The 23668-nt window shown below is 71.7% G+C and carries 22 protein-coding genes and 1 pseudogene; 14 read left to right on the top strand and 9 right to left on the bottom strand.

From position 1 onward, the window contains the following. Nucleotides 1-301: 301 nt before the first annotated feature. The gene (locus tag ACIRF9_RS34740) at nucleotides 302-1849 is read right to left on the bottom strand and encodes an MFS transporter (protein ID WP_403830450.1); all 1548 of its coding nucleotides are present in this window, start codon (nucleotides 1847-1849) and stop codon (nucleotides 302-304) included. 86 nt (nucleotides 1850-1935) lie between these two features. Here ACIRF9_RS34740 and ACIRF9_RS34745 point away from each other — a divergent pair, with 86 nt between their 5' ends. Continuing rightward, nucleotides 1936-2361, top strand: a complete 426-nt coding sequence (locus ACIRF9_RS34745) for a MarR family winged helix-turn-helix transcriptional regulator (protein ID WP_403830454.1) — start codon at nucleotides 1936-1938, stop codon at nucleotides 2359-2361. Here ACIRF9_RS34745 and ACIRF9_RS34750 read toward each other — a convergent pair. The 5 genes and pseudogenes from ACIRF9_RS34750 to ACIRF9_RS34770 form a co-directional block, all read right to left on the bottom strand. Next, on the bottom strand, nucleotides 2354-3103 hold the full coding sequence (locus ACIRF9_RS34750) for a maleylpyruvate isomerase family mycothiol-dependent enzyme (protein WP_403830456.1): 750 nt from the start codon (nucleotides 3101-3103) through the stop codon (nucleotides 2354-2356). The genes ACIRF9_RS34745 and ACIRF9_RS34750 overlap by 8 nt on opposite strands. 52 nt (nucleotides 3104-3155) lie before the next feature. After that, on the bottom strand, nucleotides 3156-4316 hold the full coding sequence (locus ACIRF9_RS34755; protein ID WP_403830458.1) for an MFS transporter: 1161 nt from the start codon (nucleotides 4314-4316) through the stop codon (nucleotides 3156-3158). A gap of 95 nt (nucleotides 4317-4411) precedes the next feature. Next, complete coding sequence (locus ACIRF9_RS34760) at nucleotides 4412-4912, bottom strand: GNAT family N-acetyltransferase (protein ID WP_403830910.1); 501 nt, start codon at nucleotides 4910-4912, stop codon at nucleotides 4412-4414. 204 nt (nucleotides 4913-5116) lie between these two features. After that, nucleotides 5117-5365 (bottom strand): annotated as a pseudogene (locus ACIRF9_RS34765) (carboxymuconolactone decarboxylase family protein); the annotation flags it as partial. A gap of 149 nt (nucleotides 5366-5514) precedes the next feature. After that, on the bottom strand, nucleotides 5515-6840 hold the full coding sequence (locus ACIRF9_RS34770; RefSeq protein ID WP_403830460.1) for a hypothetical protein: 1326 nt from the start codon (nucleotides 6838-6840) through the stop codon (nucleotides 5515-5517). 153 nt (nucleotides 6841-6993) lie between these two features. Here ACIRF9_RS34770 and ACIRF9_RS34775 point away from each other — a divergent pair, with 153 nt between their 5' ends. The 8 genes from ACIRF9_RS34775 to ACIRF9_RS34810 all read left to right on the top strand — a co-directional run bounded on the left by ACIRF9_RS34775 (nucleotide 6994) and on the right by ACIRF9_RS34810 (nucleotide 15861). Then, nucleotides 6994-7830 carry an SDR family NAD(P)-dependent oxidoreductase gene (locus tag ACIRF9_RS34775; protein WP_403830462.1) on the top strand — a complete coding sequence of 279 codons (837 nt, stop codon included), beginning with the start codon at nucleotides 6994-6996 and terminating at the stop codon, nucleotides 7828-7830. Next, complete coding sequence (locus ACIRF9_RS34780) at nucleotides 7823-8749, top strand: amidohydrolase family protein (RefSeq protein WP_403830465.1); 927 nt, start codon at nucleotides 7823-7825, stop codon at nucleotides 8747-8749. Before ACIRF9_RS34775 ends, ACIRF9_RS34780 begins: the two co-directional genes overlap by 8 nt. Nucleotides 8750-8850: 101 nt before the next feature. Further along, nucleotides 8851-10248, top strand: a complete 1398-nt coding sequence (locus ACIRF9_RS34785; RefSeq protein WP_403830468.1) for an FAD-binding oxidoreductase — start codon at nucleotides 8851-8853, stop codon at nucleotides 10246-10248. Between the two features lie 65 nt (nucleotides 10249-10313). After that, nucleotides 10314-11321 (top strand): ABC transporter substrate-binding protein, encoded by a 1008-nt coding sequence (locus ACIRF9_RS34790; protein ID WP_403830470.1) that lies wholly within the window; start codon nucleotides 10314-10316, stop codon nucleotides 11319-11321. Nucleotides 11322-11323: 2 nt separating this feature from the next. After that, nucleotides 11324-12091 carry an ABC transporter permease gene (locus ACIRF9_RS34795; RefSeq protein WP_403830474.1) on the top strand — a complete coding sequence of 256 codons (768 nt, stop codon included), beginning with the start codon at nucleotides 11324-11326 and terminating at the stop codon, nucleotides 12089-12091. Nucleotides 12092-12096: 5 nt separating this feature from the next. Beyond that, on the top strand, nucleotides 12097-12930 hold the full coding sequence (locus ACIRF9_RS34800) for an ABC transporter permease (protein ID WP_403830476.1): 834 nt from the start codon (nucleotides 12097-12099) through the stop codon (nucleotides 12928-12930). Beyond that, complete coding sequence (locus tag ACIRF9_RS34805) at nucleotides 12927-13724, top strand: ABC transporter ATP-binding protein (protein WP_403830480.1); 798 nt, start codon at nucleotides 12927-12929, stop codon at nucleotides 13722-13724. The genes ACIRF9_RS34800 and ACIRF9_RS34805 overlap by 4 nt, the downstream gene beginning before the upstream one ends. A 154-nt stretch (nucleotides 13725-13878) precedes the next feature. Beyond that, on the top strand, nucleotides 13879-15861 hold the full coding sequence (locus ACIRF9_RS34810; protein WP_403830482.1) for a hypothetical protein: 1983 nt from the start codon (nucleotides 13879-13881) through the stop codon (nucleotides 15859-15861). Between the two features lie 174 nt (nucleotides 15862-16035). Here the strand turns inward: ACIRF9_RS34810 and ACIRF9_RS34815 are convergent, their stop codons facing one another. Both ACIRF9_RS34815 and ACIRF9_RS34820 read right to left on the bottom strand, forming a co-directional pair. Further along, nucleotides 16036-16818, bottom strand: a complete 783-nt coding sequence (locus ACIRF9_RS34815; RefSeq protein ID WP_403830485.1) for an SDR family NAD(P)-dependent oxidoreductase — start codon at nucleotides 16816-16818, stop codon at nucleotides 16036-16038. Between the two features lie 42 nt (nucleotides 16819-16860). After that, complete coding sequence (locus ACIRF9_RS34820) at nucleotides 16861-17601, bottom strand: SDR family NAD(P)-dependent oxidoreductase (protein ID WP_403830488.1); 741 nt, start codon at nucleotides 17599-17601, stop codon at nucleotides 16861-16863. 105 nt (nucleotides 17602-17706) lie between these two features. Between ACIRF9_RS34820 and ACIRF9_RS34825 the strand changes: the two genes are divergently transcribed. The 5 genes from ACIRF9_RS34825 to ACIRF9_RS34845 are packed head-to-tail and all read left to right on the top strand — an operon-like array spanning nucleotide 17707 to nucleotide 22597. Then, nucleotides 17707-18591 (top strand): fumarylacetoacetate hydrolase family protein, encoded by an 885-nt coding sequence (locus ACIRF9_RS34825; protein WP_403830491.1) that lies wholly within the window; start codon nucleotides 17707-17709, stop codon nucleotides 18589-18591. A 7-nt stretch (nucleotides 18592-18598) separates the two neighbouring features. Further along, nucleotides 18599-19417, top strand: a complete 819-nt coding sequence (locus tag ACIRF9_RS34830; RefSeq protein WP_403830493.1) for a fumarylacetoacetate hydrolase family protein — start codon at nucleotides 18599-18601, stop codon at nucleotides 19415-19417. Then, on the top strand, nucleotides 19414-20634 hold the full coding sequence (locus ACIRF9_RS34835) for an amidohydrolase family protein (protein ID WP_403830495.1): 1221 nt from the start codon (nucleotides 19414-19416) through the stop codon (nucleotides 20632-20634). Before ACIRF9_RS34830 ends, ACIRF9_RS34835 begins: the two co-directional genes overlap by 4 nt. Continuing rightward, nucleotides 20631-22094: a carboxylesterase/lipase family protein gene (locus ACIRF9_RS34840; protein ID WP_403830497.1), complete on the top strand. Its 1464-nt coding sequence runs from the start codon at nucleotides 20631-20633 to the stop codon at nucleotides 22092-22094. The genes ACIRF9_RS34835 and ACIRF9_RS34840 overlap by 4 nt, the downstream gene beginning before the upstream one ends. A gap of 11 nt (nucleotides 22095-22105) precedes the next feature. After that, nucleotides 22106-22597 carry a carboxymuconolactone decarboxylase family protein gene (locus ACIRF9_RS34845; protein ID WP_403830500.1) on the top strand — a complete coding sequence of 164 codons (492 nt, stop codon included), beginning with the start codon at nucleotides 22106-22108 and terminating at the stop codon, nucleotides 22595-22597. Here ACIRF9_RS34845 and ACIRF9_RS34850 read toward each other — a convergent pair. Continuing rightward, nucleotides 22594-23547, bottom strand: coding sequence for an alpha/beta fold hydrolase (locus ACIRF9_RS34850; RefSeq protein WP_403830503.1), 954 nt, complete (start codon nucleotides 23545-23547; stop codon nucleotides 22594-22596). The genes ACIRF9_RS34845 and ACIRF9_RS34850 overlap by 4 nt on opposite strands. Nucleotides 23548-23668: the final 121 nt, after the last annotated feature.

Below are 23668 nucleotides of genomic sequence, written 5' to 3' on the forward strand. Positions count from 1 at the left end.
GTACCCCCACCGCCGCACCGGGCGAACACCCGAGTACAACCAGTACGCGGGTGCCCGCCCGGCACGCCGAGAGCACGCACCGGACACCGCGGGGCTGGGGGCACCCCCTCTGGGGGAGGGACTTTGCGGACCGACCTAGGGCCTGTCCGGCGGATCATGCCGGAGACGCGGGGCCTGACACGCCCATCTGCCGCGTTGTCGTCGGTCGCCGACTCCCCCACTCTCGGCTTCGCTCGAGCGGGGGGACCCCCATCGCCTCGACTCCCTCCTCCGCCTTGCACCTGGACGCGTCAGGCCCCGCTCAGGTGCGCTGATGAGGCTCAGTCGATTTCCTCCGACTTGATCCGCCGGACAGGCCCTGGCCGCGGACCGCCACGCGCTCCGCGTCCGCCTCCTTCGTGGTGGACCTTGCGACCACGACCGAGCCCCCGTCGCGTCGGGTGCGCAGGCCGGTCAGGGTGATGAGGAGGCCCGCTGCGGCGATCGCCGTGACGACCGCGAGGCCGGGCCGGTAGCTGTCCAGGACGGCCTGGGGGGTGGGGTCGGCCGGGGCGCCCGCGGTCACCACCGCCGTGACCACGGCGAGGAAGATCGCGCCGCCCACCTGGACCGAGGTGTTGAGCAGACCGGAGACCATGCCCTGCTCGTGGTCCGCCACGCCGTTGGTGGCCTGGATGTTGAGCGAGGGGAAGACCAGCGCGCAGGCCGCGCCGATCAGCAGCATCGACGGCAGGATCACGGCGGCGTACACCGGGTCGAGGTCGACGCGCAGGAAAAGGGCGTACCCCGCGGCCATGAGGGCGAAGCCGGCCGCGATCAGCCGGGGCGTGCCGAACCGGTCCACGATCGCGCCGACCTTGGTCGAGGACACCGCCACCAGCGCACCCGCAGGCAGGAAGGCGAGGGCCGTGTGCAGCGCCGACCAGCCGAGCAGCGACTGCATGTAGAGCGTGGCCAGGAACTGGAAGCCGACGTACGACCCGAAGAAGGCCATCGCGCCGAGCTGGGCGCGGACCTGGCTGCCGGAGCGCAGTACGCCGAGGCGGATCAGGGGGCCGGGGGAGCGCCGCTCCACCAGGACGAACACCGTCAGCAGGGCGGCGACCGCGAGGAAGGACAGCAGGGTGCGCGCGGACGCCCAGCCGACCTCCGGTGCCTGGACGACCGTGAACACCAGCAGCAGCATCGACGCGGTGCCGAGGACGGCGCCGGGGACGTCGTAGCCGTTGTGGTCCTTCTCGCGTTCGCTGCGCGGCAGCAGCCTCAGGCCCGCGACCAGCGCGATCAGGGCGATCGGCGCGGGCAGCAGCATGGTCAGGCGCCAACTGGCCTCCGTGAGCAGGCCGGAGAGGACCAGGCCCATGGAGAAGCCGGTGGCGGCGCAGGTGGTGTAGATGGACAGGGCGCGGTTGCGCAGCGGGCCCTCGGGGAACGTGGTCGTGATGATCGACAGCCCGGCCGGGGCGGTGAAGGCCGCGCTGAGGCCCTTGATGAAACGGCTGGCGATCAGCAGCGGGCCCGAGTCGACGAGTCCGCCGAGCAGCGAGGCGACCGCGAAGACACCGAGGGCGACCAGGAAGACCTGGCGGCGGCCCAGCAGGTCGGCGGTGCGGCCGCCGAGGAGCAGCAGTCCGCCGTAGCCGAGGATGTAACCGCTGACGATCCATTGCAGTGTCGACGTCGACAGATCCAGGTCGGAGCCGATGGACGGCAGGGCCACGCCGACCATCGACACGTCGAGCGCGTCCAGGAACATCGCGGCGCACAGCACCAGCAGGGTGCCCCACAGCCGGGAGGTCCAGCGTCCCTCGGGCACGCCGGACACGGGTGAGGTGAGCGGAGAGGTCATGGCGAAGACAGTACATGCGCATGCATCGAATGCAAACGCATTTAATTCCGATGCAACAAAGCCGTTTCTCTGCTACGGTGCGGGCCATGGCGGCGAAGAAGGGCGAGGCCGAGAGAACCGAGCAGGCGCTGGCCGAGCAGTGGCGGGACATGCTGGCGCTGCATGCCCGCACCCAGTGCGAACTCGACCGCGCGCTGCATCAGCACGGGCTGTGCGGCAGTGACTTCGAGGTGCTGGACGTGCTTGCCGAATCGGTTCCGGCGGACGGCACGTGCAGCTACCGCGTCCAGGAGATCGCCGAGCGCGTCCACCTCAGCCAGAGCGCGCTGTCCCGGCTGATCGCCCGGCTGGAGAAGGACGGCCTCGTCGAGCGCGGCCTGTGCGCCGAGGACCGCAGGGGCGTCCGGGTCGCGCTGACGGGCAAGGGACGCGCGCTGCACGGCGACGTACTGCCGGTGCAGCGCGCGGTGCTGACCCGGATGCTGGCCCGGCCGGACGCCGGCGTCAGCTGACGGCGGACCTCTCCCGCCACAGGTCCGCGAGCGCCGCGTCCCCGGTGACGGCGGGGAACGGCAGCCGGTTCCACAACGCCAGGTAGAGCCGCGCCGCCGGGCCGGCGATCTCGCAGTCGGCGTCCCCGTCACCCGTCCGCTCCGTCACGGGCGGCTCGGGGGACAGCCGTACGGTCCACACGGCGTCCTCCGTCAGGTCCGTCGCCCGTACCCGCAGCACCCGGGGCTCGTCGGTGCGCACCCGGCTCTTGGCGCGGGCGTGGAAGCCGCTCAGCAGCTCGTCGATGCCGTCGGCGGCGAAGGCGACGGGAAGGCTCCCGGCGCTCTCCCGCGGGGTGCGGCCCAGGGCCGACTCGGCGTCCACGCGGTGCACGGCCGTCTCGTGCGCCTGCCGCCTCGCCCAGAACGCCAGCGGTGACGGAGCGGGCAGGAAGTGCCAGCACGCCACGTCGGGCGGCGTCGCGGCGAGGGTGTCGACGAGCCGGCGGTGCCCCTCGCGGAACCACTCCAGCAGCTCCGGGCCGTCGAGGTCCGGTTCGCCGTCGACCGGGTGGTAGGCGGCGCGGGCCTCGGCCACGAACGACCTCGCCCAGCGGTGCACCATGCCCGTGTGCCGCAGCAGGTCCCTGACCTGCCAGTCCGGGCAGGTCGGCACCTTGGCGTCGGGCCCGGCCCCGGCTGCCGCGTCGGCCAGCGACCGGCCCTCCCGGTCGAGGATGTGGATGAACTCGGCTGTGTCCATGGGGCTGAGTCTGCCGGATGGAGCGCGGTCCGAGCTCGGTGTTTCGTCGCGCTCAGGTCGCTCGTCGTGTGCCGAGGCCGATCAGTGCGGCCAGCCCGGCCAGGACGGCCACGCTGGTCAGGGCGGCGGGCAGGGAGAACCACTCGGCCATGAAGCCGATGGCGGGCGGCCCGAGGAGCATGCCTCCGTAGCCCAGGGTGGAGGCGATGGCGACTCCGCCGGGCCCGGCGAGCCTGCCCGCGCGTTCGACGGCCACCGGGAAGAGGTTGGCCAGGCCGAGCCCCGTGACCAGATAGCCGAGCAGCGCCGCCCACAGGGCCGGGGCGAGCGAGCCGAGCAGCATCCCGGCCGCCGCGACCGTGCCTCCGGCCACCACCGTACGGGTGCGGCCGAGCCGTTCGAGCAGGGTGGTTCCGGTCAGCCGGCCTACGGTCATCGCGAGCGCGAAACAGGAGTAGCCGATGGCCGCGGCGCCGGCGGAGGAGCCCAGGTCCTCCTGCAGATGCAGCGCGCCCCAGTCGGCGAGGGCCCCTTCGCCGTAGGCCGTGCACAGGGCGATGAGGCCGAAGACGAGGACCAGGCGGCGGGTGCGGGGGTCGAGACGGCGGGGGGCCGTCTCCGAGGAGGGCGTCGCCGTTCCCGCCGGGGCGGGTGGCGCCTGTCGCAGCAGGGCCGGTCCCGCGACGGCGGTCACGAGCAGGCCGACGATCCCGAGGCCGAGCAGATGGCGGGTGGGGGACAGGGACCCGGCGACCAGCGCGCCGAGCCCGGCGCCGACCATGCCGCCCAGGCTGAAGGCCGCGTGGAAGGTGGGCATGATCGGCCGGCGCAGCGCCGTGACCAGGTCGACGGCGGCGCTGTTGAAGGCGACGTTGATCCCGCCGTACGCACTGCCGAACACGAAGAGCACGGCGCCGAGCGTGAGGGCGGAGTGGGTGAGCGGGGGCAGCGTGACGCTGAGGGACAGCAGGACGGCACAGGCGACCGTGACCGGGTGGCTGCCGTAGCGGCGGCAGAGACGTCCGGTCAGGATCATGGTGACGACCGCTCCGGCGGAGACGCCGAGGAGGGCCAGCCCGAGGGTGCCGGCGGTGGCGTCGGTCTGCTCCTTGATGGCGGGGATGCGCACGACCCAGCCGGCGAAGACGAAGCCGTCCAGGGCGAAGAAGACGGTGATGGCGATCCGGAGACGGGTGAGGGAGGTGCCCGGCACGACACTGTGCGTTCGGGGTTTGTTTATTTGCGGCACAAAGTCAGGCTAGGAGGGTGGCGGGAGGGTGGCAAGGTGGCCACCGACGCGCCCACTCCTCACACCGGGCGCTCCATGCACACCAGCCCCTCGCGTGCGTCCCAGGACTCGGTGACGGTGAAGCCGAGGCGTTCGTACAGGGAGACGGCCCCCGTGCGCCACTCCCAGACCGACAGCCGCACGGCCTCCACGCCGCTCTCCCCGGCCTGCGCGAGCGCGGCGGTCAACAGGCCGGAGGCGATGCCCCGGCCCCGGAAGGCCGGGTCCGTCCAGAGCCGCTTGACCTCGGAGCGCCCGTCGACGGGGGCGGTCACCACCAGACAGCCCGCGGCGGTGTCGCCGCTGAGGGCCACCAGGACGACGTCGTCGAGGAACGCGGCCCGCGGGTCCAGGATCTCCGCCCGGTAGCGCTCCGGCAGCGCTTCGACGTCGGCGACCGGACTGCCCTTCTCGGCCTCCGTCCGCAGATGGTAGGCGGCCAGCAGCGCGGACAGTCCGGCCTCGGCGGAAGGGTCCTGGTCCAGTCGGCGGAAGGCGACGGCCTCGTGATGATCGAACATGGCGCCATTGTCACCTGGCGTCGCACCGGCCCGGGGAGCCGGAGCCGGGACCGCGAAGACGCGGAGTTGGAGGGCCAGCGTGCCGTAGTAGCCGACAAGTGTCGACAGTTCGAAGAGCGTGCGTTCGTCCAGGGCGGTGCGGGCGGCGGTGTACTCCTGTTCGTCGAGGGTGCCGGACCGGCCGGTCAGGGCGCGGGTGAAGGTCCAGGCGGCCCGCTCGGCAGGGTCGGACAGCCCGGGATCCCCGCCCGAACGAAGCGCGAGCAGCTCGGCCTCGGTCAAACCCGCCGCGGCGCCGACGCGTTCGTGCGCGTGGCGTTCGAAGGCGCTGTCCCAGACCTGGGCCACGACGAGGATCGCGATCTCGCGCATCCGCGCGGTGAGCCGGGTCCGGTAGCGGATGGCGGCCCCCAGCTCCTGGAGCGACCGGCCGACCGCGGGACTCAGCAGCATGGCGTTGAACGGCCCCAGCAGACGCCCCTCGTCGTCGGTGAGGGCGAAGTGCTGCGGACCCGCGGCGCGCGGACCGCCGGTGATGTCCTCGTACAACCGCCGCTGCTCCGCGTCGAGTTCGGCGGGAGCGAGCAGTCGCAGCCGCGGGCTCACCGCACCTCCTCGGCGAGCGCCGCCAGTTCGTCGTCCGTGAGCAGCCGGCCCTCGCGTGCCATCAGCTTCCGGGCCCGCTCGAGGACGTCGTCCACCTGGGCGCGGCCGAGTCGGAGGCCCTGCGCCGCCAGCTTGTCGGCCAGGGTGTAGGGGCCGCTGTCGGGGGTGAAGGGGACCCGGCGGGCGTTGCCGACCAGGGTGGGCTCCAGGCAGTTGTGGAGGAGGGGGTCGACCTCCGTCTCCTGCGTGATGAAGTCCAGGCCGCCCCAGCAGAAGGCGTGGCTGCCGGTGACGGGGTGGTTCCAGGCGGTGTGATAGCCCGTCAGCTCCTCGCCCGCCCGGGCGAGTTCGGTCAGACGGTCGGTCCTGATGCCGGTGCGCACCCCGTACAGGGCTTCGAAGGCGAGGGCGGTCGCCGCGAGGTCGGCGTTGCCGGGTCCGCCGCAGTAGCCGTTGACCGACAGCTCGACGCTCGTGGCGCCCGCGCGGACGGCGGCGACCGCGCAGCCGACCGCCAGACCGAAGGTGTTGTGCGGGTGGAGGCCGACCTCGACGGCGGGGGCGAGGGCGCGGGTGAGCCGGACCAGGTGCGCGTACGCCTCGGGGCTCATCGCGCCCGGCCCGTCGAAGAGGGTGAGTTCGCTCGCGCCGGCGGCGGCCAGCGCGGTGACCGACTCCTCGTGGCTCTCCTCGGTCGCGTACGACACCATCAGCAGCGGCACGATCACGTCGAGGCCGCGTGCACGGGCGTACGAGACGAGCCGCGCGGCGCGGGCCAGTACGGCCGCCCGGTCGCGCGGCGTGTCGTCGGTGCGCCACTCCTCGCCGCGCCAGGCCCGGCCGTACGCCGGCGCCTGGTAGAGCAGCGACGCCTCGCCGAACGCCTGCACCCACACCTGTACGGCGTCGTAACCGGCCGCGGCCGCGCGGTCGACGTCCTGCGTGGAACGCATCAGCGGGCACACCACCCGGCACTCCGGGTTCTCGCCCTTGACCAGCTCCACCTCGCCCTTGAGCGCCGCGTCGGTCCGGCCGCCGAGCCCCGCCGTGACGACCTCGGGCACTCCGCTGTCCACGAGCCTGCGCAGGAACCCCTCCTTCGCCCCGGCCGTCGCGACGACGCCCGGCAGGGTCTCCACCGAGCGCAGGGTCGCGTCCCGCAGCCGCACCGACGGGGGCAGTGAACCCACCACGTCCGTACGGCGGTTGAGCGGGCTCACCGACCAGCGGCCGGGCTCGTGCGCGCCGGGCGCGCGGCGTGCCGCGAGCTCCGCGCGGAAGCGGGCGATCTCCTCGGGCGTGAACACGGGCGGCTTGTCCATGTGCCTCCTTCAGGGTTCCTGTCCTCGTCATAGAAGCCACCTGTCGACACTATTGGCAATCCCTTCGCATCGAGGCCCTGGATGTTTACTTCCTGTCGACACTTGGCTAGAACTGTCGACAGTTTAGCCATTCGAGCGAGTGAAGGAGACCCCGTGACCCAAGAATCGTCCGGCGAACTGCCCGGCCCACGGCCCGGCCGCCTCGCGGGCCGGATCGCCGTCATCGGCGGCGCCGGCAGCGTCGGCCCCGGCTGGGGCAACGGCCGAGCCACCGCGGTGATCTTCGCCCGCGAGGGCGCCACCGTGTTCCTGACCGACCGGGACAAGGAGTCCCTGGAGGTGACCGCGCGGCAGATCCGCGACGAGGGCGGCATCGCGCACACCGCGGTCCTGGACGTCACCGAACCCGACGCCGTCCAGGACTGCTTCGCGCAGTGCGAGCGCCTGACGGGCCGCATCGACATCCTTGTCAACAACGTCGGCGGCTCCCGGCCCGGCGGCGCGGTGGAGCTCAGCCTGGAGGACTGGGAGAGCCAGCTGCGCACCAATCTCACCAGCGCCTTCCTCGCCTGCAAGTACGCCGTACCCGTCATGCGGCGCGGCGGCCGGGGCGCCATCGTCAACACCGCCTCGGCGTCCGGGCTGCGCTGGACCGGCGCCGCGCAGGTGGGGTACGCGGCGGCCAAGGCGGCGGTCATCCAGCTGTCCCGGGTCACCGCCGTGGAGTACGCGCCCGACAACATCCGGGTGAACACCGTCGTGCCCGGCCAGTTGCACACCCCGATGGTGGAGGCCCGGCTCGCTCATCAGCGTGCGGGCGGTGACGTGGAAAAGCTGCTGGCCCAGCGGCAGGCCCGGATCCCGCTCGGCTTCATGGGCGACGGCAGGGACACGGCGTACGCGGCGCTCTTCCTCGCCTCCGACGAGGCCCGCTTCGTCACCGGCACGGAGATCGTCGTCGACGGCGGAATGACGGCCCGCTGTGACTGAACCCGCCGTCCACGAGCCCGCCTTGGTTCCCTCCCCCGGCTGCCCGCCCCCGCATCCCGCCCCGCGTACCCCGTCCCTGGCGCTTCCGCGGGACAGCTGTGACGCCCACTGCCACATCCTCGGGCCCGCCGACCTCTTCCCCTACGCCCCGGACCGCACCTTCACGCCCCTGGACGCACCCAAGGGACAACTCCGTGCCCTGCACGCCCACTTGGGACTGGACCGGGCCGTGGTCGTGCAGTCCTCCTGCCACGGGTACGACCACTCCGTCCTGCTGGACGCCCTGAGATCGGGTGGGGGACGGCTGCGCGGTGTGGCCCTGATCGGCGAGACGAGCACCCGGGCCGAGATCGAGGAACTGCACCGGGCCGGCGTACGCGGCTTCCGGCTCAACTTCCTGCCCCATCTGCGCACCCCGCCCACCCGCGACGAGATCGACGCCGTACTGGAACGCGTCGACGGACTCGGCTGGGCCGCCCAACTCCATGTCCGCGGCGAGGAGATCGCCGTCCTCGAAGACCTCGTACGGGCCCTCCCGGGCCGGGTGGTCGTCGACCACATCGGACGGGTCGACCTCGCGGCCGGACCCGACAGTCCGGCCTTGCGCAGCCTGCGCGCCCTGCTCGACAGCGGGAACGTGTGGGTGAAGGTCAGCGGCGTCGACCGGGTCTCCCGGCAGGGGCCGCCGTATGCCGACGCCGTGGCGCTGGCCGCCTCCCTGGTGGCGTACGCGCCGGAGCGGGTCGTGTGGGGGACCGACTATCCGCACGTCAACATCACCGGTGACGCCCCCGACGACGGTCTGCTCGTCGACCTCCTCGAGCACATGGCCCCGGACCCGGCCCATCTCAGGCGGCTGTTGGTGGACAACCCGGCGGAGCTCTTCGACTTTCCGGCCGTTCACCAGAGCGTTCACTAGTGTCGGCAGAAACCCACAGGTTTTTCCCTTGTTCCCGCCCTTGAAGGCCCAAAGTGTCGACAGTAGTGTCCCGACTCGAACCCCGTGAGAGGAGGACCGCCATGGCTGTGCTGCCCCCCGACCGCCTGCTCAGGCGCGACGACGCCGCGTACGAACAGGCCCGGCTCGACGCCGTCTGGAACGAACGCAAGCCCGACCGGTACCCCGAGGTCATCGTGCTCGCCGACAGTGAGCAGGACGTGGTGGCCGCCGTACGACTGGCCCGCAGCGAGGGCCTCACCATCGGCATCCGCTCCGGCGGGCACAGCTGGGTGGGCAACGGAGTCCGGGACGGCGGCATGCTGCTCGACCTCTCCCGGCTGCGGGACGTCACCGTCGACCCCGCCACCCGCACCGCCGCGGTCCAGCCCGCGGTCAAGGGCCCCGCCCTGCTCGAACAGCTCGCTCCACACGGGTTGTTCTTCCCCACCGGGCACGCGCCCACCGTCGGCCTCGGCGGTTTCCTCCTGGGCGGCGGATACGGCTGGAACTCGCGCCGCCTCGGCCCCGCCTGCATGAGCATCGAGGCGATCGACGTCGTTCTCGCCGACGGCACCCTGGTGCACGCCACCGACGCCACCCACCCCGACCTGCTGTGGGCGGCCCGGGGCAGCGGCCCCGGCTTCTTCGGCGTCGTCACCCGCTTCCACCTCGCCCTGCACGACCTGCCCCGCCCGCTCCTGCGGACCGTGCACAGCTACCCGCTGGAGCTGCGCGACGAGGTACTGGCGTGGGCCTACGACACTCTGGAACTCCTGTCACCCGCCGTGGAGTTCTCGGTGAAGGTGGGGTGGGGGTCTGGGGGCTTGCCCCCAGAAAAGCACAGCACGCCGGGTGAGGACCGGCAGACGGTGTCCGTCACCGCCACCGCCTTCTGCGAGGGCGACGAACGCATCCTCGCCCCGCTGGAGGACGCGCCCTTCCGGGACCGGGCGATCCGGGCGCTGGTCGCGCGGGAGACCACTGTCGCGGCGCTGTACGAGCACGCCGACCGGCTCACCCCGCCGGGCATGCGCTGGGCCCTCGACGGGATCTGGACCGACGAACCGGTCGAGAAGGTCCTGGAGGCGTCCCGGCCGCTGTTCGACACCATCCCCGACACCACGAGCCACGTCCTGTGGATGCTCTGGGGCGGATACCCCGAGCGCCCGGACGCCTGCTGGTCCAGCCAGGCCAAGCTGTACCTCTCGCCCAACGCGGGCTGGACCGACCCGGCCGAGGACCTCGCCCACGAGCGCTGGGCGCACGGCCGGCTCGCCGAACTCCAGCACCTGTCCGCGGGGCTGCAGTTCTCCGACAACAACCTCGCCGACCGCTTCGACCACGGGCTCAGCCCCGCCAACGCCGCGCGCCTGGAGGAGATCCGGGCCGTGTACGACCCCGAGGGCCGCTTCCGCACCTACATGACCCCCGGGGAATCCACCACCGCCTACGCCGCCGCGGGACACGCGCGGACGTAACTGCTCGCACCAGTCGACCTGAACTCGTACTGGTTCGCACGTGAGTAACCAAGGAGAGCCGTTTCATGGACACCTCGAGAACCCCGCGGCGTCGCACCCTGATCGTCCTGTCCGCGCTGGCCGTCACCGGATCCCTCACCCTCACCGCCTGCGGGGGCGACTCCGCCACGGCGACCACCGCCGACGGCAAGGCCAAGGTCACCGTCCTGCGCTCCAACGGCGCCATCTTCGAGCCGCTCTACATCGCCGAGCAGCAGGGCTACTTCAAGTCCGCCGGCCTCGACGTCACGATCAAGGCCGGCGCCCAGGACACCTCGCAGAACGCGCCGTCCGTCCTCAACGGCGAGGCGCAGTTCGCGATGACGGACAGCTCCGGCTTCCTCAAGGGCGCCGCCCAGGACATGCCCATACGGATCGTGACCGGGCTGCAGTCCGCGACGGCGAAGACGGACCCCACCGACGGACTGCTGGTGAAGAAGGGCAGCGAGATCGAGTCGTTCGCGGACCTGGAGGGCAGGACCGTCGGCGTCTCCGCGCTCGGCGGCACCATCCAGTTCATCTGCGAGTACCTCGTGCAGAAAGCCGGCGGCGACCCGTCGAAGGTCAAGTTCGTCGCCCTGCCGACGACTTCGCTCACCGACGCCGCCACCTCCGGCAAGACCGACGCGATCTTCTCCTTCGGCCCCTTCTACTTCGCCGGCAAGGACAGCGGGCTGCGTTCCATCGGCAACGGCATGAACGACGTCCCCGGCATGGTCCAGGGCCTGCTGTTCTCCAGCCAGGAGTACCTGGCCAAGAACGCGGACACCGCCAAGAAGTTCATCGACGCCGTCGCCAAGGCCATCGACTACGCCAACGCGCACCCCGACGCCGTCAAGGCGATCGACAAGAAGTACACCCAGGTACCCGCCGACTTCATCGACGCCCACGACACCAACTACTACGACAAGAATCTCAACACCACCGTGATGCGCACGGTGATCACGAAGATGCACGAGTTCGACCTGCTCGACAAGGAGCCCAAGGACGACGCCCTCTACTGGGACCAGGCCCCGACCTCGGCCGGGGAGTAGCGGTGCTCAAGGTCCGTCTGCTCCAACTGGCCGCGCTCGTCGCCGTGCTGACGCTGTGGGCACTGATCACCGCGATCGGCGTGGTCAGCGCGACCGCGCTCCCGGGGCCGCGCTCCGTGGCCGTCGCCTTCGGGGACCTCGTCGGCAGCGGCGGTTTCTGGCAGGCGGTGGGGGAGACCCTGCGCGGCGCGGTCACCGGGCTGCTCGTGGCGATCGCCGTGGGCATCCCGGTCGGCCTGCTCACCGGCGTGTACGCGGCCGCCGAGGAGTCCTCCCGGCTGCTCCTGGAGATCCTCCGGTCCTTCCCGGTGATCGCCCTGCTCCCGGTGTTCCTGCTGGTCCTCGGCTCGACCCCCGGAATGAAGGCCACCGTCGTCTTCATCGCCTGCGTCTTCCCGGTGCTGCTCCAGGCCCAGTACGGTGCGCGCAGTGTGAGCCAGGCCGTCCACGAGACCGTGCGCGGATACCGCATCCCGAGGCTGCTGCGGCTGCGCCGGGTGGTCCTGCCGGCCGCGGTCCCGTCGATCATGACGGGGCTGCGGCTGGCAGCCACCACGTCCGTCCTCGTCGCCATCGGCGTCGAGGTGCTCACCACCCTCCCCGGCATCGGCCACATGATCATGGAATCGCAGCAGGCGGGCGCCTCCGCGCGGGCCTACGCCTACATCCTCACCGCCGGGGCCATCGGGTACACGATCACGCTGCTCGCGCAGTTCGCCGAGCACCGGCTGCTGCGCTGGCGTCCGCCCGCCCGGGCGGGAGAGGAGTGAGCCGCGTGCCCTGGAAACCGGTCCTGCGTCAACTCTGGCTGCCCGCCCTGGTGTTCGTCGTCCTGCTGGTGTCGACCGCGGGCAGCACCAGCTTCTACTTCCCGCCCCTCACCGAGGTCCTCGCCGCGCTGTGGCGGGAGCTGGTCCACGGCGACCTCTTCTCGGACCTGCTGTTCAGCCTCCGCAACATCCTGAGCGGCCTCGCCCTCGCCACCGTCGTCGGGGTGGGCGCCGGACTCGTCATCGGCGAGATCCGCACCCTGCGGCTGGCCACCGGCCCGCTCCTCGACTTCGCCCGCGCCACCCCCACCGTCGGGTTCGTGCCCGTCATCATCCTCACCCTGGGCATCGGCTCCGGACCGAAGATCTTCCTGATCTTCCTCGGCTCGGTGTGGCCGATCCTGCTCAACACGGTCAGCGGCGTTCAGGCCATCGGCCCGGCCGTCCACGAGACCGCCCGCGGCTACCGCATCCCCTGGCCGCTCCGGCTGCGCCGCGTCATCCTCCCCGGCGCGCTCCCGCAGATCCTCGCGGGCATCCGGGTCGCCCTGTCCGTCGCCGTCGTCCTCATGGTCGTCAGCGAGATCTACGGATCGCCCATCGGCCTCGGCAACTTCATCCTGCAGAGCGGATCCAGCTTCCACGTCGCCGAGACCTGGGCCGGAACCATCCTGATCGGCGTCCTCGGCTACGCCCTGAGCGTGCTGCTCCTGCTGGTCGAGCACCGCCTCCTGGGCTGGTACCACCAGCGCGCCCCCCGGGTGCGCTCCCCGCGCCCCGTCCCGGCCGGGGCCACCGACAGCACCGACAGCGTCAAGAGCAACGGAGTCGTCGTATGACACGCGGATCGAGCCTGCACGTCGAGGACCTCGGCATGTGCTTCGGCCAGGGACCGCAGCAGCACCGGGTCCTCGACGCACTGTCCCTGCGCGTGGACCCCGGCGAGTCGGTGTGCCTGGTCGGCCCGTCCGGCGCGGGCAAGACGACCCTGCTGCGCTGCCTGGCCGGACTGACCAAGCCCACGTCGGGGCGGGTCCGGTACGGCGACCAGCCGCTGACCGAGCCGCACGCCGACATCGCCGTGGTCTCCCAGGACTACCGCGGCTCCCTGCTGCCCTGGCTGCGCGTCTGGGACAACGTCGCCTTCCCGCTCCAGGGCCGGGGCGTGAAGAAGGCCGTACGCAAACAGCGGGCGCTGGAGTGTCTGGAAGCCGTCGGCCTCGCCGGCGTCGGCGACAAGTACCCCTGGCAGCTCTCCGGCGGTATGCAGCAGCGTGTCGCCATCGCGCGCGGGCTGGCGTACGACGCCCCCGTGCTCCTCATGGACGAGCCGTTCGGGTCGGTCGACGCCCAGTCCCGGTTCGAGCTGGAGGACCTCACCCTGGAACTGCGCCGCCGGCTCGGCATCACCGTGGTCGTCGTCACGCACGACATCGACGAGGCCGTCTACCTCGGCGACCGGGTCGTCGTCCTCGGCGGCAGGCCGACGGCCGTGCTCGACACGCTCACCATCCCCCTCGGCACCGACCGCGACCAGCTCACCACCCGCTCCGACCCCCGCTTCGCCGAACTGCGCACCCGCGTCCTGGCGTTGATCCGGGGCGAGATCGAGCTGGCGCCCCGCGCGGTCTGACCCACCGCGCGTTCCCCCACCCAGACCCACCCCCCTCCACCGGCCGACGCCACGCGTCGGTCCGGCATGCCCGAAAACAGTCCGTTCCCTCGGACGACCACCCTCCCCTGCGCCCCGACACCCCCGACCGACACCGAGAACAAGGGAGTTCACCGTGACACACACCACCGGCAGGCAAGGCCCCGAGCTCAGCTACCGGAGCCGTCCCCGCGCCCTGCTCGTGGCGGTGGCCGCCGCCTTCGCGCCCACCCTCACCGCCCCGGCCGTCGCCCACGCGGCGACGACGAAGGCCGGCAAGCGGATCACCGTGGCCTCCGGCGAGACCCTGGAGCTGACCGAGACCACCACCGCCAGTGTCCTGACCATCGCGGAGGGCGGCGTCATCACCGTCCCCGACGGCTACAGCCTGAGCCTCACCGTGAACGGCGTGGAGACCGGCAGCGACCTGGCCGAACTCACCGACGGCTACGGCGGAGCGGCCACCGCCATCGCCGCCGGCACCTACCGCGGCACGATCGTCCTGACGGTCGCCGAGGCCAACGACCTCGCCTACGACGACCTCACCTTCCCCTTCCGCCAGGCGATCTACGTCGACGCCGACGGGGTCGACGAGGCCAAGTCGGTCCCCTCCAACGTACGGGGCGGCACCATCACCGACACCGGGGCCTCCAACATCCAACTGCTGTCCAACGGCGAGGCGTTCAACGGCGTCTACGTCACCGGCGGCGGCAGCTACACCCTCACCAACCCGAAGATCGCCTTCGACGGGAACGGCCGCTGCGACTTCATCGGCTACGGCGCCTCGGTCGTGGGAACGGGCGAGGGCACCACCCTCGTCCTGGACGGCGCCACCATCAGCAACGTCGGCGTGGTCCGCACCGCGGTCATCGCCGACGCCACGGCCAACGTGATCGTCAAGAACTCCACCCTGCACTGCGCCGACGGCACCGTCCCCGACGAGTACCCGACGGCGGGCACCGGCGACACCCGCTACATGATCACCGTGCCGTGGATGCTGGGCCTGTCCGGCAACGTCCGCACCACCAACCTGCTCGGCGCGAGCACCCGCGCCTCGTACGTCAACTCCACGATCTCCTCGGAGAAATGGGGCGTGCTCTCCGTCGACGGAGGCAGCTACTGCACGCTCACCGCCATCAACAGCACCATCGCCAACACCGGCGGCCAGGGCTACGGTTCGTACGCCATCGGCAACGTGACCGAGCACTTCCTGGGCTGCACCTTCGACGTCGGCGACTACGCCCTCATCCACTGGGGCGCGTCGGCCCACTACGGCGACAGCACCGCGGACGCCGTCGCCGACCTCAACGACTCCCTCGAAATCGGGCTCACCAGCGCCGAGTTGAGTGCCCTGGACGAGAAGTCGACCGTCGTGAACGCCGGCCGCTTCATGGTCCTGTGGTACGCGGCCGGGTCCGTCACCATCGACGGTGGCACCGAGGTCAACACCGGTGAGACCACCTTCATGTGCAAGGCGGTCGCCGGCTCGGTCACCGTGGACGGCTCCGAGGGCGCCACCATCAACGCCGGCAACGGCGTCATCTTCCAGCTCATGGACACCGACCGCCCGAGCAGTGTCTCGGTGTCCGGAAAGGCCTGGAAGACCGAGACGATCGGCACGTACACCGAGCCGACCGGATCGCCGACCAAGTCGTCGAGCTGGGTCACCACCAGCAGCCAGTCCACCGACGCGAAGGCCATCTTCACGGACATCGAGCTGACGGGCGACTTCTACAACTCGGTCCGGGGCGGTGGCAACGCGAGCCTCCAGGGCCAGAACCTGACCCTGTCCTTCACGGGCTCGACCGTCGAGGGCGTCATCTCCGCGAGCACGGCCAAGCACAGCGTCTCCACCATCACCTCGGCCGAGTACCGCGAGATCAGCGAGGTCACCAACACCCCGAGCGCGGTCGTCAACAACGGCGTCCTCGTCACCCTGGGCGCCGGCTCCACCTGGACGGTCACCGGCACGTCGTATCTGAGCGCCCTCACCCTGGCCTCGGACGCCACCGTGACCGCCCCGTCCGGCAAGACGGTCACCCTGACGGTCGACGGCACCACCACGACCCTCAAGGCGGGCACCACGTACACGGGCGCCCTCACCCTGACGGTGGCGTAACCACAAAAAGAACCGGCCCCCGGGGATGCGAACCAGATCCCGGGGGCCGGCGTTTGCGAGGGGGGCGAAGCCACCCCCCAGGGGCGCGGGGCTGTAATCGATATGCGGCTACCGCCGCGCGGGCGCGACCAGCCACGTCGGACCCGCAGCCGAATACGCGCCCCCCGCGGAGCGCTACGCGCCGATCATGTTGTAGCCCCCGTCCGCGACCAGGAACCCACCCGTGATGTGGTGCGCGTCCTCGGTCGCCAGGAACAGCGCCGCCCCCGCGAGCTCCTCGGGTCCGGGGATCCGCCCCATGGGCGTCGCCGCCCGCAGCGCATCCCCCCGCCCGCCCTTCCAGTCCTCACGCCCCAGCGTGGCCGCCGTCTCGATGAACCCCGGCGCGAACACGTTCACCCGTACCGCCGGCGCGAAGGCGTGCGCGTACGACTTGGTGAGGCCGATGATGCCGTACTTGGCGGCCGCGTACTGCGGTGCCCGCGCGCTCCCGCGGACGACGACCGTGGAGCCGACGTTGACGATCGCGCCGCCCCCCTCCTGCTCCAGCATCCGCGCCCCGAACTCATGGGTGCACAGCAGTGTTCCCTTGACGTCGACGGCGAGGACGTGGTCGATGGACTCCTCGGTGATGTCCCGCCAGGACATCTGCTCGCGGGCCACGTCACCGACGTTGTTGATCGCCACGTCGAGGCGCCCGAAGTGCGCCCACACCTCGTCGGCGAGCCGCCTGATCCGGTCGTGCTCGGCGATGTCGGCCTGCACGAGGATCGCCTTGCGGCCGAGGGCCGTGACCCGCTCGGCCGTCGCCTCCGCGCCCGCGCGCGAACCGCGGTAGTGGACGGCGACGTCGGCACCCTCCTGGGCGGCCCGTACGGCGATCTCGGCGCCGAATCCGGTACCCGCGCCGGTGACGAGGACGGTCTTGCCGGCGAACCGTTCGGGGACGGGGTTCATACGGTCTCTCCGTTCATGAAGTCTGGTGAAGCGTGGGGGAGTTCATACGAGGGTTCGCCCGCCGTCGGCGTACAGCACCTGCCCGGTGACGAATCCGGACTCGGCGGAGGCCAGGAAGAGCACCGGCCCGGTGAGGTCCTCGGGGCGGCCGAGGCGCCCGGCGGGCACCAGCGCCTCCAGGGAGTCACGGACGCCGGGGCGGGCGAGGTAGCCGCGGGTGAGGTCGGTCTCGGTGTAGCCGGGGGCCACGGCGTTGACGGTGACCCCGTCGGCCGCCCATTCGCGGGCCATCACCCGCATCAGTTGGTTCACCCCGCCCTTGGTGGCCGCGTACGGCGCGTGGTCCCGGTGGGCGAGCAGGCCGGAGACGGAGGAGAGGTAGACGATCCGCCCGTAGCCGCGCGGCACCATGACCGCGCCGGCCGCGCGGCCCAGCCAGAAGGCGCTGTTGAGGTTGACGGCGAGCAGCCGCTCCCACACCTCGTCGGGTGTCTGAAGCACGGGTCTGCGGTCGTTGACGCCCACGGCGTGGACGAACACGTCGAGGCCGCCGAGGAGTTGGACCGCCTCGTCGACCGCGGCACGGCAGGCGCCGGCCGAGGTGAGGTCGGCCGCGATGCCGGTGACACCGTCCTGGGCCGTTTCGTCGAGCCGGTCCTTGTCCACGTCGAGGACGACCACGTCCGCGTACGCCTCGGCCAGTGCCCGGGCCACCGTCGCGCCGATCCCGCCGGCTCCGGCGATCAGGGCGCGGGTACCCGCGAAGTCCCACGTTGTCCGCATGCCCGGACCGTAAGCCACGCCAGGGTTTTGTGTCCACACTTCGCGCGCCTCTTGACGGTCAACGACGTGATCGGCAGGCTGAGTGTCGACAGTTAGGGAGGTCTGATGAAGCTGGTGACATTCGACGCGGGACCGGAGGCGGGGCTGGTGGGCCGGCTCGACGGGGACACCGTCGTGGAGCTGGAGGTGCCCTCCACCCGGGAGTTCTTCGCATGGGAGGGCCGGGTCCGCGAGACGGGGCGCACGTGCGCGCTCGACAGCGTGCGACTGCGGGCGCCGATCGTGCCCAGGAAGTTCTTCCACACGGCCGGCAACTTCCGTGAGCACCACGAGGACCTGGTCCGCGTCGACTGGTCCCACCCCGTCAACAAGGGCATCGTGTTCTTCCAGAACGTCGACGCGATCATCGGCCCGGACGAGCCGATCGTCTACCCGGCGAACCTCACCCGGGAGCTCGACTACGAACTCGAACTCGCCGTCGTCATCGGCAAACCGGGCCGCTTCTTCTCCGCCGAACAGGCCGCCGAGCACATCGCCGGGTACCTGGTCTTCAACGACATCACCGCCCGTGACGTCCAGCGCAAGGAGATGGAGTCGGGCGTCTTCTCCTTCTCCAAGGCCATCGAGACCTTCTGCCCGATCGGCCCGTACATCGTCACCGCCGACGAGATCGACGACCCGCACGACCTCGACATGGAGCTGCGGGTCAACGGAGACGTCCGGCAGAAGTCCAACACCGCCCGGATGTCGGTGTCGATCCCGCAGCTGGTCGCCTACCACTCCCCGCAGACCTACAGCGCCGGCGACCTCATCACCACCGGCACCATCGCCGGGGTGGCCGCGAGCACCGAGGACCCGTTCGCCAACTACCTCAAGCCCGGGGACGTGGTCGAGGCCGAGATCGAGGGCCTCGGCGTGCTGCGCAACCGGGTGGTCTCCTGGCGGGACGCGTACGGCACGGACGAGCCGCCCGCGGAACAGTGGGTGTGATCGCCGGATGCGCATCGCACAACTCGCGGGCAGGACAGTCGCGCTGACCGCGGAGGGGGCCGTCGACGTCCCGTCGGACTTCGAGGGGCGGATCTTCGACCGCTGGGACGAGCTGCTCGACTGGTCCAGGGACGCCACAGGGGGGCGCCCCTACGACGAGTCAGAGCTCGAAGCCCCCGTCCCCGCCCCGCGGCAGATCTTCGCCGTCGCCCTCAACTACCGCCCCCACACGGCCGAGGCGGGTTACGCGGAGCCCGAGGTTCCCCTCGTCTTCACCAAGTTCCCGACCTGCCTCACCGGCCCGTACACCACCGTCGAACTGCCGCCCGGGCACGTCGACTGGGAGCTGGAGCTGGTGGCGGTCATCGGCCGTGAGGCCCGCCGGGTGCCGGTGGAGAAGGGCTGGGAGCCGGTCGTGGCGCTCACCGTCGGGCAGGACCTCTCCGAGCGCATCGCCCAACTCGCGGGCCACCCCGCCCAGTTCTCGCTCGCCAAGTCGCATCCGGGCTTCGGCCCGATCGGCCCCGCCCTGGTCAGCCTCGACGAGCTCCCCGACCGCGACGACCTCGAGCTGACCTGCGAACTCAACGGGGAGACCGTCCAGCGCGACCGCACCGGCAACATGATCTTCCCGATTCCCCGACTGGTCTCCCACCTCAGCGAGTTCTGCACGCTCCTGCCCGGAGACCTGATCTTCACCGGCACCCCGGCGGGCGTCGGCAATCGGCGCACACCCCAGCGGTTCCTGACCCCCGACGACGAACTGGTCAGCCGTATCGGGGGAGTCGGCGAGATGCGGCACCGTTTCCGGAGGGCGACGCCATGACACGCACCCTGTTCACCGACGTCCAGGTCTTCGACGGCACCGGCAGCGACCCCTTTGTGGCCCAGGTTTTCGTGGAGCACGGCCGGATCACCGAGGTCGCCGACCGGATCCCGCGCGACCTGCGGACCGACGCCCGGGTGATCGACGGAGGCGGCGGCACCCTGCTGCCGGGGCTCGTCGACGCCCACGCCCACCTGGGCTTCGGCTCCACCGTCGAGCACCTCTCCCGCCGCCGTGACGAGCCCGACGAGGAGAAGGCGCTGCTCGTCGCACACGCCGGACGCGTCCTCCTGGACCACGGCATCACCAGCGCCTACTCCGGCGGGAACCGGCTGCCCCGCACCGAGACCGCCGCCCGCAAGGCCTTCGCCGAGGGCTGGATGCCCGGCCCGCGCCTGAAGGCCGCGTCCTGGGAGGGCACCGCGGGCATGGTCGAGCCCGGCGTCTACGACTTCCCGGGCGTCGACGGACGGGCCTCCGACCCGGAGTCGGTGTCCCGCTTCGTCACCGACATGGCCGAACTCGGCGTCGACATCGTCAAGTTGTCCCTGTCCGGGGAGAGCGCGGTCGTCCAGGGCACCTCACGGATCGTGCAGTTCACGGACGAGGAGGTCGCCGCCGCGGCCGGCACCGCCCGCAAGCACGGCGTCTGGCTCACCGCCCACGCCCACGCCGCCGAGTCGGTCAAGATGGCCGTACGGCACGGCATCCGGGCCGTCTACCACTGCACCTTCGCCGACGAGGAGGCCCTCGACCTCCTCGAAGCCGCCCGCGACCGGATCTTCGTCGCCCCCACCCCCGGCATCATCCACGCCAACCTCCACGAGGCCGGCAGCGAACCCGAGCCGGGCATGGAGGTCGAGGCGACGGCGGCGGCCGTGCGCGAGGTGGTGCCGGAGCTCGTCCGGCGGGGCGTACGGGTCGTCCCCGGCGGCGACTACGGCTTCGCCTGGAACCCCGTCGGCCGCAACCTGCGCGACCTGGAGCTGTTCGTCGACTGGTTCGGCTTCACCCCGGCCGAGGCCCTGCGCGCCGCCACCCGGTACGGCGGACAGATCATGGGCCTGGAGGACGAACTCGGCCTGATCCGGCCGGGGTTCCTCGCCGACCTCGTCCTCGTCGACGGCGATCCGCTGGAGGAGATCGCCCTCCTCCAGGACCGCGACCGGCTGACGGCGATCATGAAGGACGGCACGCTGCACAAGGCGCCCGCGTGATCCGGACCCGGACGGGCGGCGGGCGGCTGGCGGGGGAGTGGGAGCGCGGTGTCGCCGTCTTCCGGGGCGTCCCCTTCGCCGAGCCGCCCGTCGGCGAACTGCGCTGGCGGCCACCCCGGCCCGCCGCCCGCTGGGACGGCGAGCGACGGGCGTACGACTTCGGACCCGCCCCCCTCCAGCCGCAGCCCCCACGCGACTCGATCATGTACCACACCAACTTCGCCGACCGGCGGGCGCTGGTGATGAGCGAGGACTGCCTCTACCTCAACGTCTGGACCCCCGACCCGGCGCCCGGCGCCGGACTGCCGGTGATGGTCTGGATCCACGGCGGCGGCAACCGCTACGGCCACGGCGGCCAGGAGATCCACGACGGTGCCGCGATGGCCGGCCGCGGTCTGGTCTTCGTGACCCTGAACCACCGGCTCGGCGCCCTCGGCTTCCTCGCCCACCCCGAACTGGCCGCCGAGGACGACCTGGGCGCGTCCGGCAACTACGGGCTGCTCGACATCGTCGCCGCCCTGACCTGGGTACGGGAGAACATCGCGGCCTTCGGCGGCGACCCGGACCGGGTGACCCTCGCGGGCAACTCCGCCGGAGCCGCCCACATCTGCCACCTCATGGCGTCACCGGCGGCCCGGCCCCTGTTCCGCGCGGCCCTCGGGCAGAGCGCCTCGGGCATCGGCCGCGCCGAGGGACCCCTCGTCGACCAGGCCTCGGCACAGAAGCAGGGGCTGCGCTGGGCGGAGGCGTTCGGCGACCGGGACCTCGCGGGACTGCGGCGGCTGGACGGGGTGGAACTCGTGCTGCGGGGCCACTTCGGGCCCGTCGTCGACGGCCGGGTCCTCACCGAGCCCAGCGACCGCGTCTTCGCGGCCGGACGGCAGCACCCGGTGCCCCTGCTCGTCGGCACCAACACCGACGAGGGGTCCGTGTACGCGACCCTGGACGTGCTGCGCCGGCTGCCGGTGGAACCGGGCACCGACGAGGTGTACCCCGTACGGGACGCGACTCAGGCCCGGCTCACGGCGCGGCGGTTCACGGGCGAGAGCCGCTTCACCCACCCCGTCTGGCAGTGGGCCACGGCCCACCGGGAGACGGCGCCGACCTGGCTGTACCGCTTCACCCGAAGGCCCCCGCTGCCCGAGGACCTGGACCTGGCACCCCCACGGGACGGACTGCCGGACTACGGCGTCCACCACACCGCCGAACTCCCCTACGTCCTCGACAACCTGGACCGCCGCTCCTGGCCGTGGACCGAAGCCGACCGCGAACTGGCCCGCACCATGGCGGACGCCTGGGCCCGGTTCGTCGAGACGGCCGACCCCAACGGGGGCGGGCTGCCGGCCTGGCCTGCTTTCACCGGTGAGGAAGTCATGGTCCTCGGCGAGCCCGTGGCCCTCGGGACCGTCGAACGCCCCGAGGCGATGCGGTTGTTGTCTCGCTGCGCCCGCCCCCTGTGAAAGGACCCCGCATGGCACGACTCCCCGACACCGAGGGCACCGGCGAGATCGCCGCCCGCATCCGCGACCGCCGGGGCGGCGCTCTGCGCCCGCTCGACCGGATGCTGTTGCACAGCCCGCAGCTCGCCGACGGCTGGAACAGCCTCCTGGGTGCCATCCGGGCTCGCCTGGAACTGCCGGCGGACGTACGGGAGTCGGTGATCCTCAGGATCGCCGTCCTCAACAGCGCCCCGTACGAATGGACCGCGCACGAACCCGAGGCGCGGCGGGCCGGTCTCGGCGACGCCGAACTGACCGAGCTCACCCGGGAGAAGCCCGAAGCCGACGCCCGGATGTCGCGGGTCATCGCCTACACCGACGCGATGACCCGCGACATCCACGTCCCCGAGGAACTGTTCGACGCCCTCCGCGCCGACTTCACCGACGCGGAGCTGATCGAACTGACGGCGACCGTGGCCGCGTACAACATGGTGTCCCGTTTCCTGGTCGCCCTGGACGTCTAGCCGCTGTGCCGCCCGAGGAAGTGGATCAGGAGGCGGTTCCAGGCGGTGGGCTGTTCCCAGTGCGGGTTGTGGCCGGCCTCGCGGACGACATGGGTCTCCACGTCCGCGAGGTGCCCGGCGTTGAGGCGCATCACCGAGGGCGGGCTGTACAGGTCGGCGTCCCCGGTGACGAGTTGGACGGGCAGGGTGAGCGTCTCCAGGGCCGACCAGGTGATCGTGCGGGCGAGGGACTGGGCGAAGGCGTCGGCGGTGCGGGCCCGTTCGTGGATCTCCAGCCAGGCCGCCACCCCGTCCGGGTCGCCGCCCCGGTAGGAGGGGCCCAACTCCTTGAAGTCCACGGGCATGTCACCGAACGGATCGGGCTGGAGCGCCGAGGTCAGCTCCTGGTACTCCGTGTCCTGGATGCCCATGATGCTGCCCGAGACGGTGAGGCTGCGCAGCCGGTCCTCCTGCGAGAGGGCGTAGTCGACCGCCACCGGACCGCCCGCCGCCGACCCGGACAGATGGAAGCGGTCCAGGCCCAGCCGGTCGGCGAGGGTGTTCAGGTCGCCCGAGGCGGTGTCGGCCTCCGCCCTGGTGCCCGCGACCGAGTTGTACGCCCCGCGCCGCGAGTAGCCGATCACCCGGAAGCCGGCCGCGGCCAGCACCGGCTGCTGGTACGGCCAGCTCTCCCCGCTGCCCGAGCCCGGATGGAGCAGGACGACGGCCTCCCCGTCGCCGCCGGTGTCCCAGCACCACAGACTCCCGCCCCCGGAGACCGGCACCTGGTACTCGGTGACCGGCACCTGGGCGGGGACGGGCACGGGCTCCCACGGCTGGGACGACTCCCCGGCCGAGGCCGCGGAGGCCGTCCCCTGCGTGACACCGGTCGTCGCGAACGCGGCCAGTGCGGCTCCGCCGACCACGGCTCGTCTGCTGGGTCCCGCGGCGCTCGTACGGACTCGCTTCATGATTCCTCCATTAATTGTTGGTCCCTGTCGACAGGAAGCGGGACATCCCCACCGGAACGGGTGGGGCGTTGAGATAGTGTCGACACCGTTGAATTGGCTGTGAGCCATGACCAGGCAGGGA

The sequence above is a fragment of the Streptomyces sp. NPDC096132 genome, from assembly GCF_044763345.1.
Classification (GTDB): domain Bacteria; phylum Actinomycetota; class Actinomycetes; order Streptomycetales; family Streptomycetaceae; genus Streptomyces.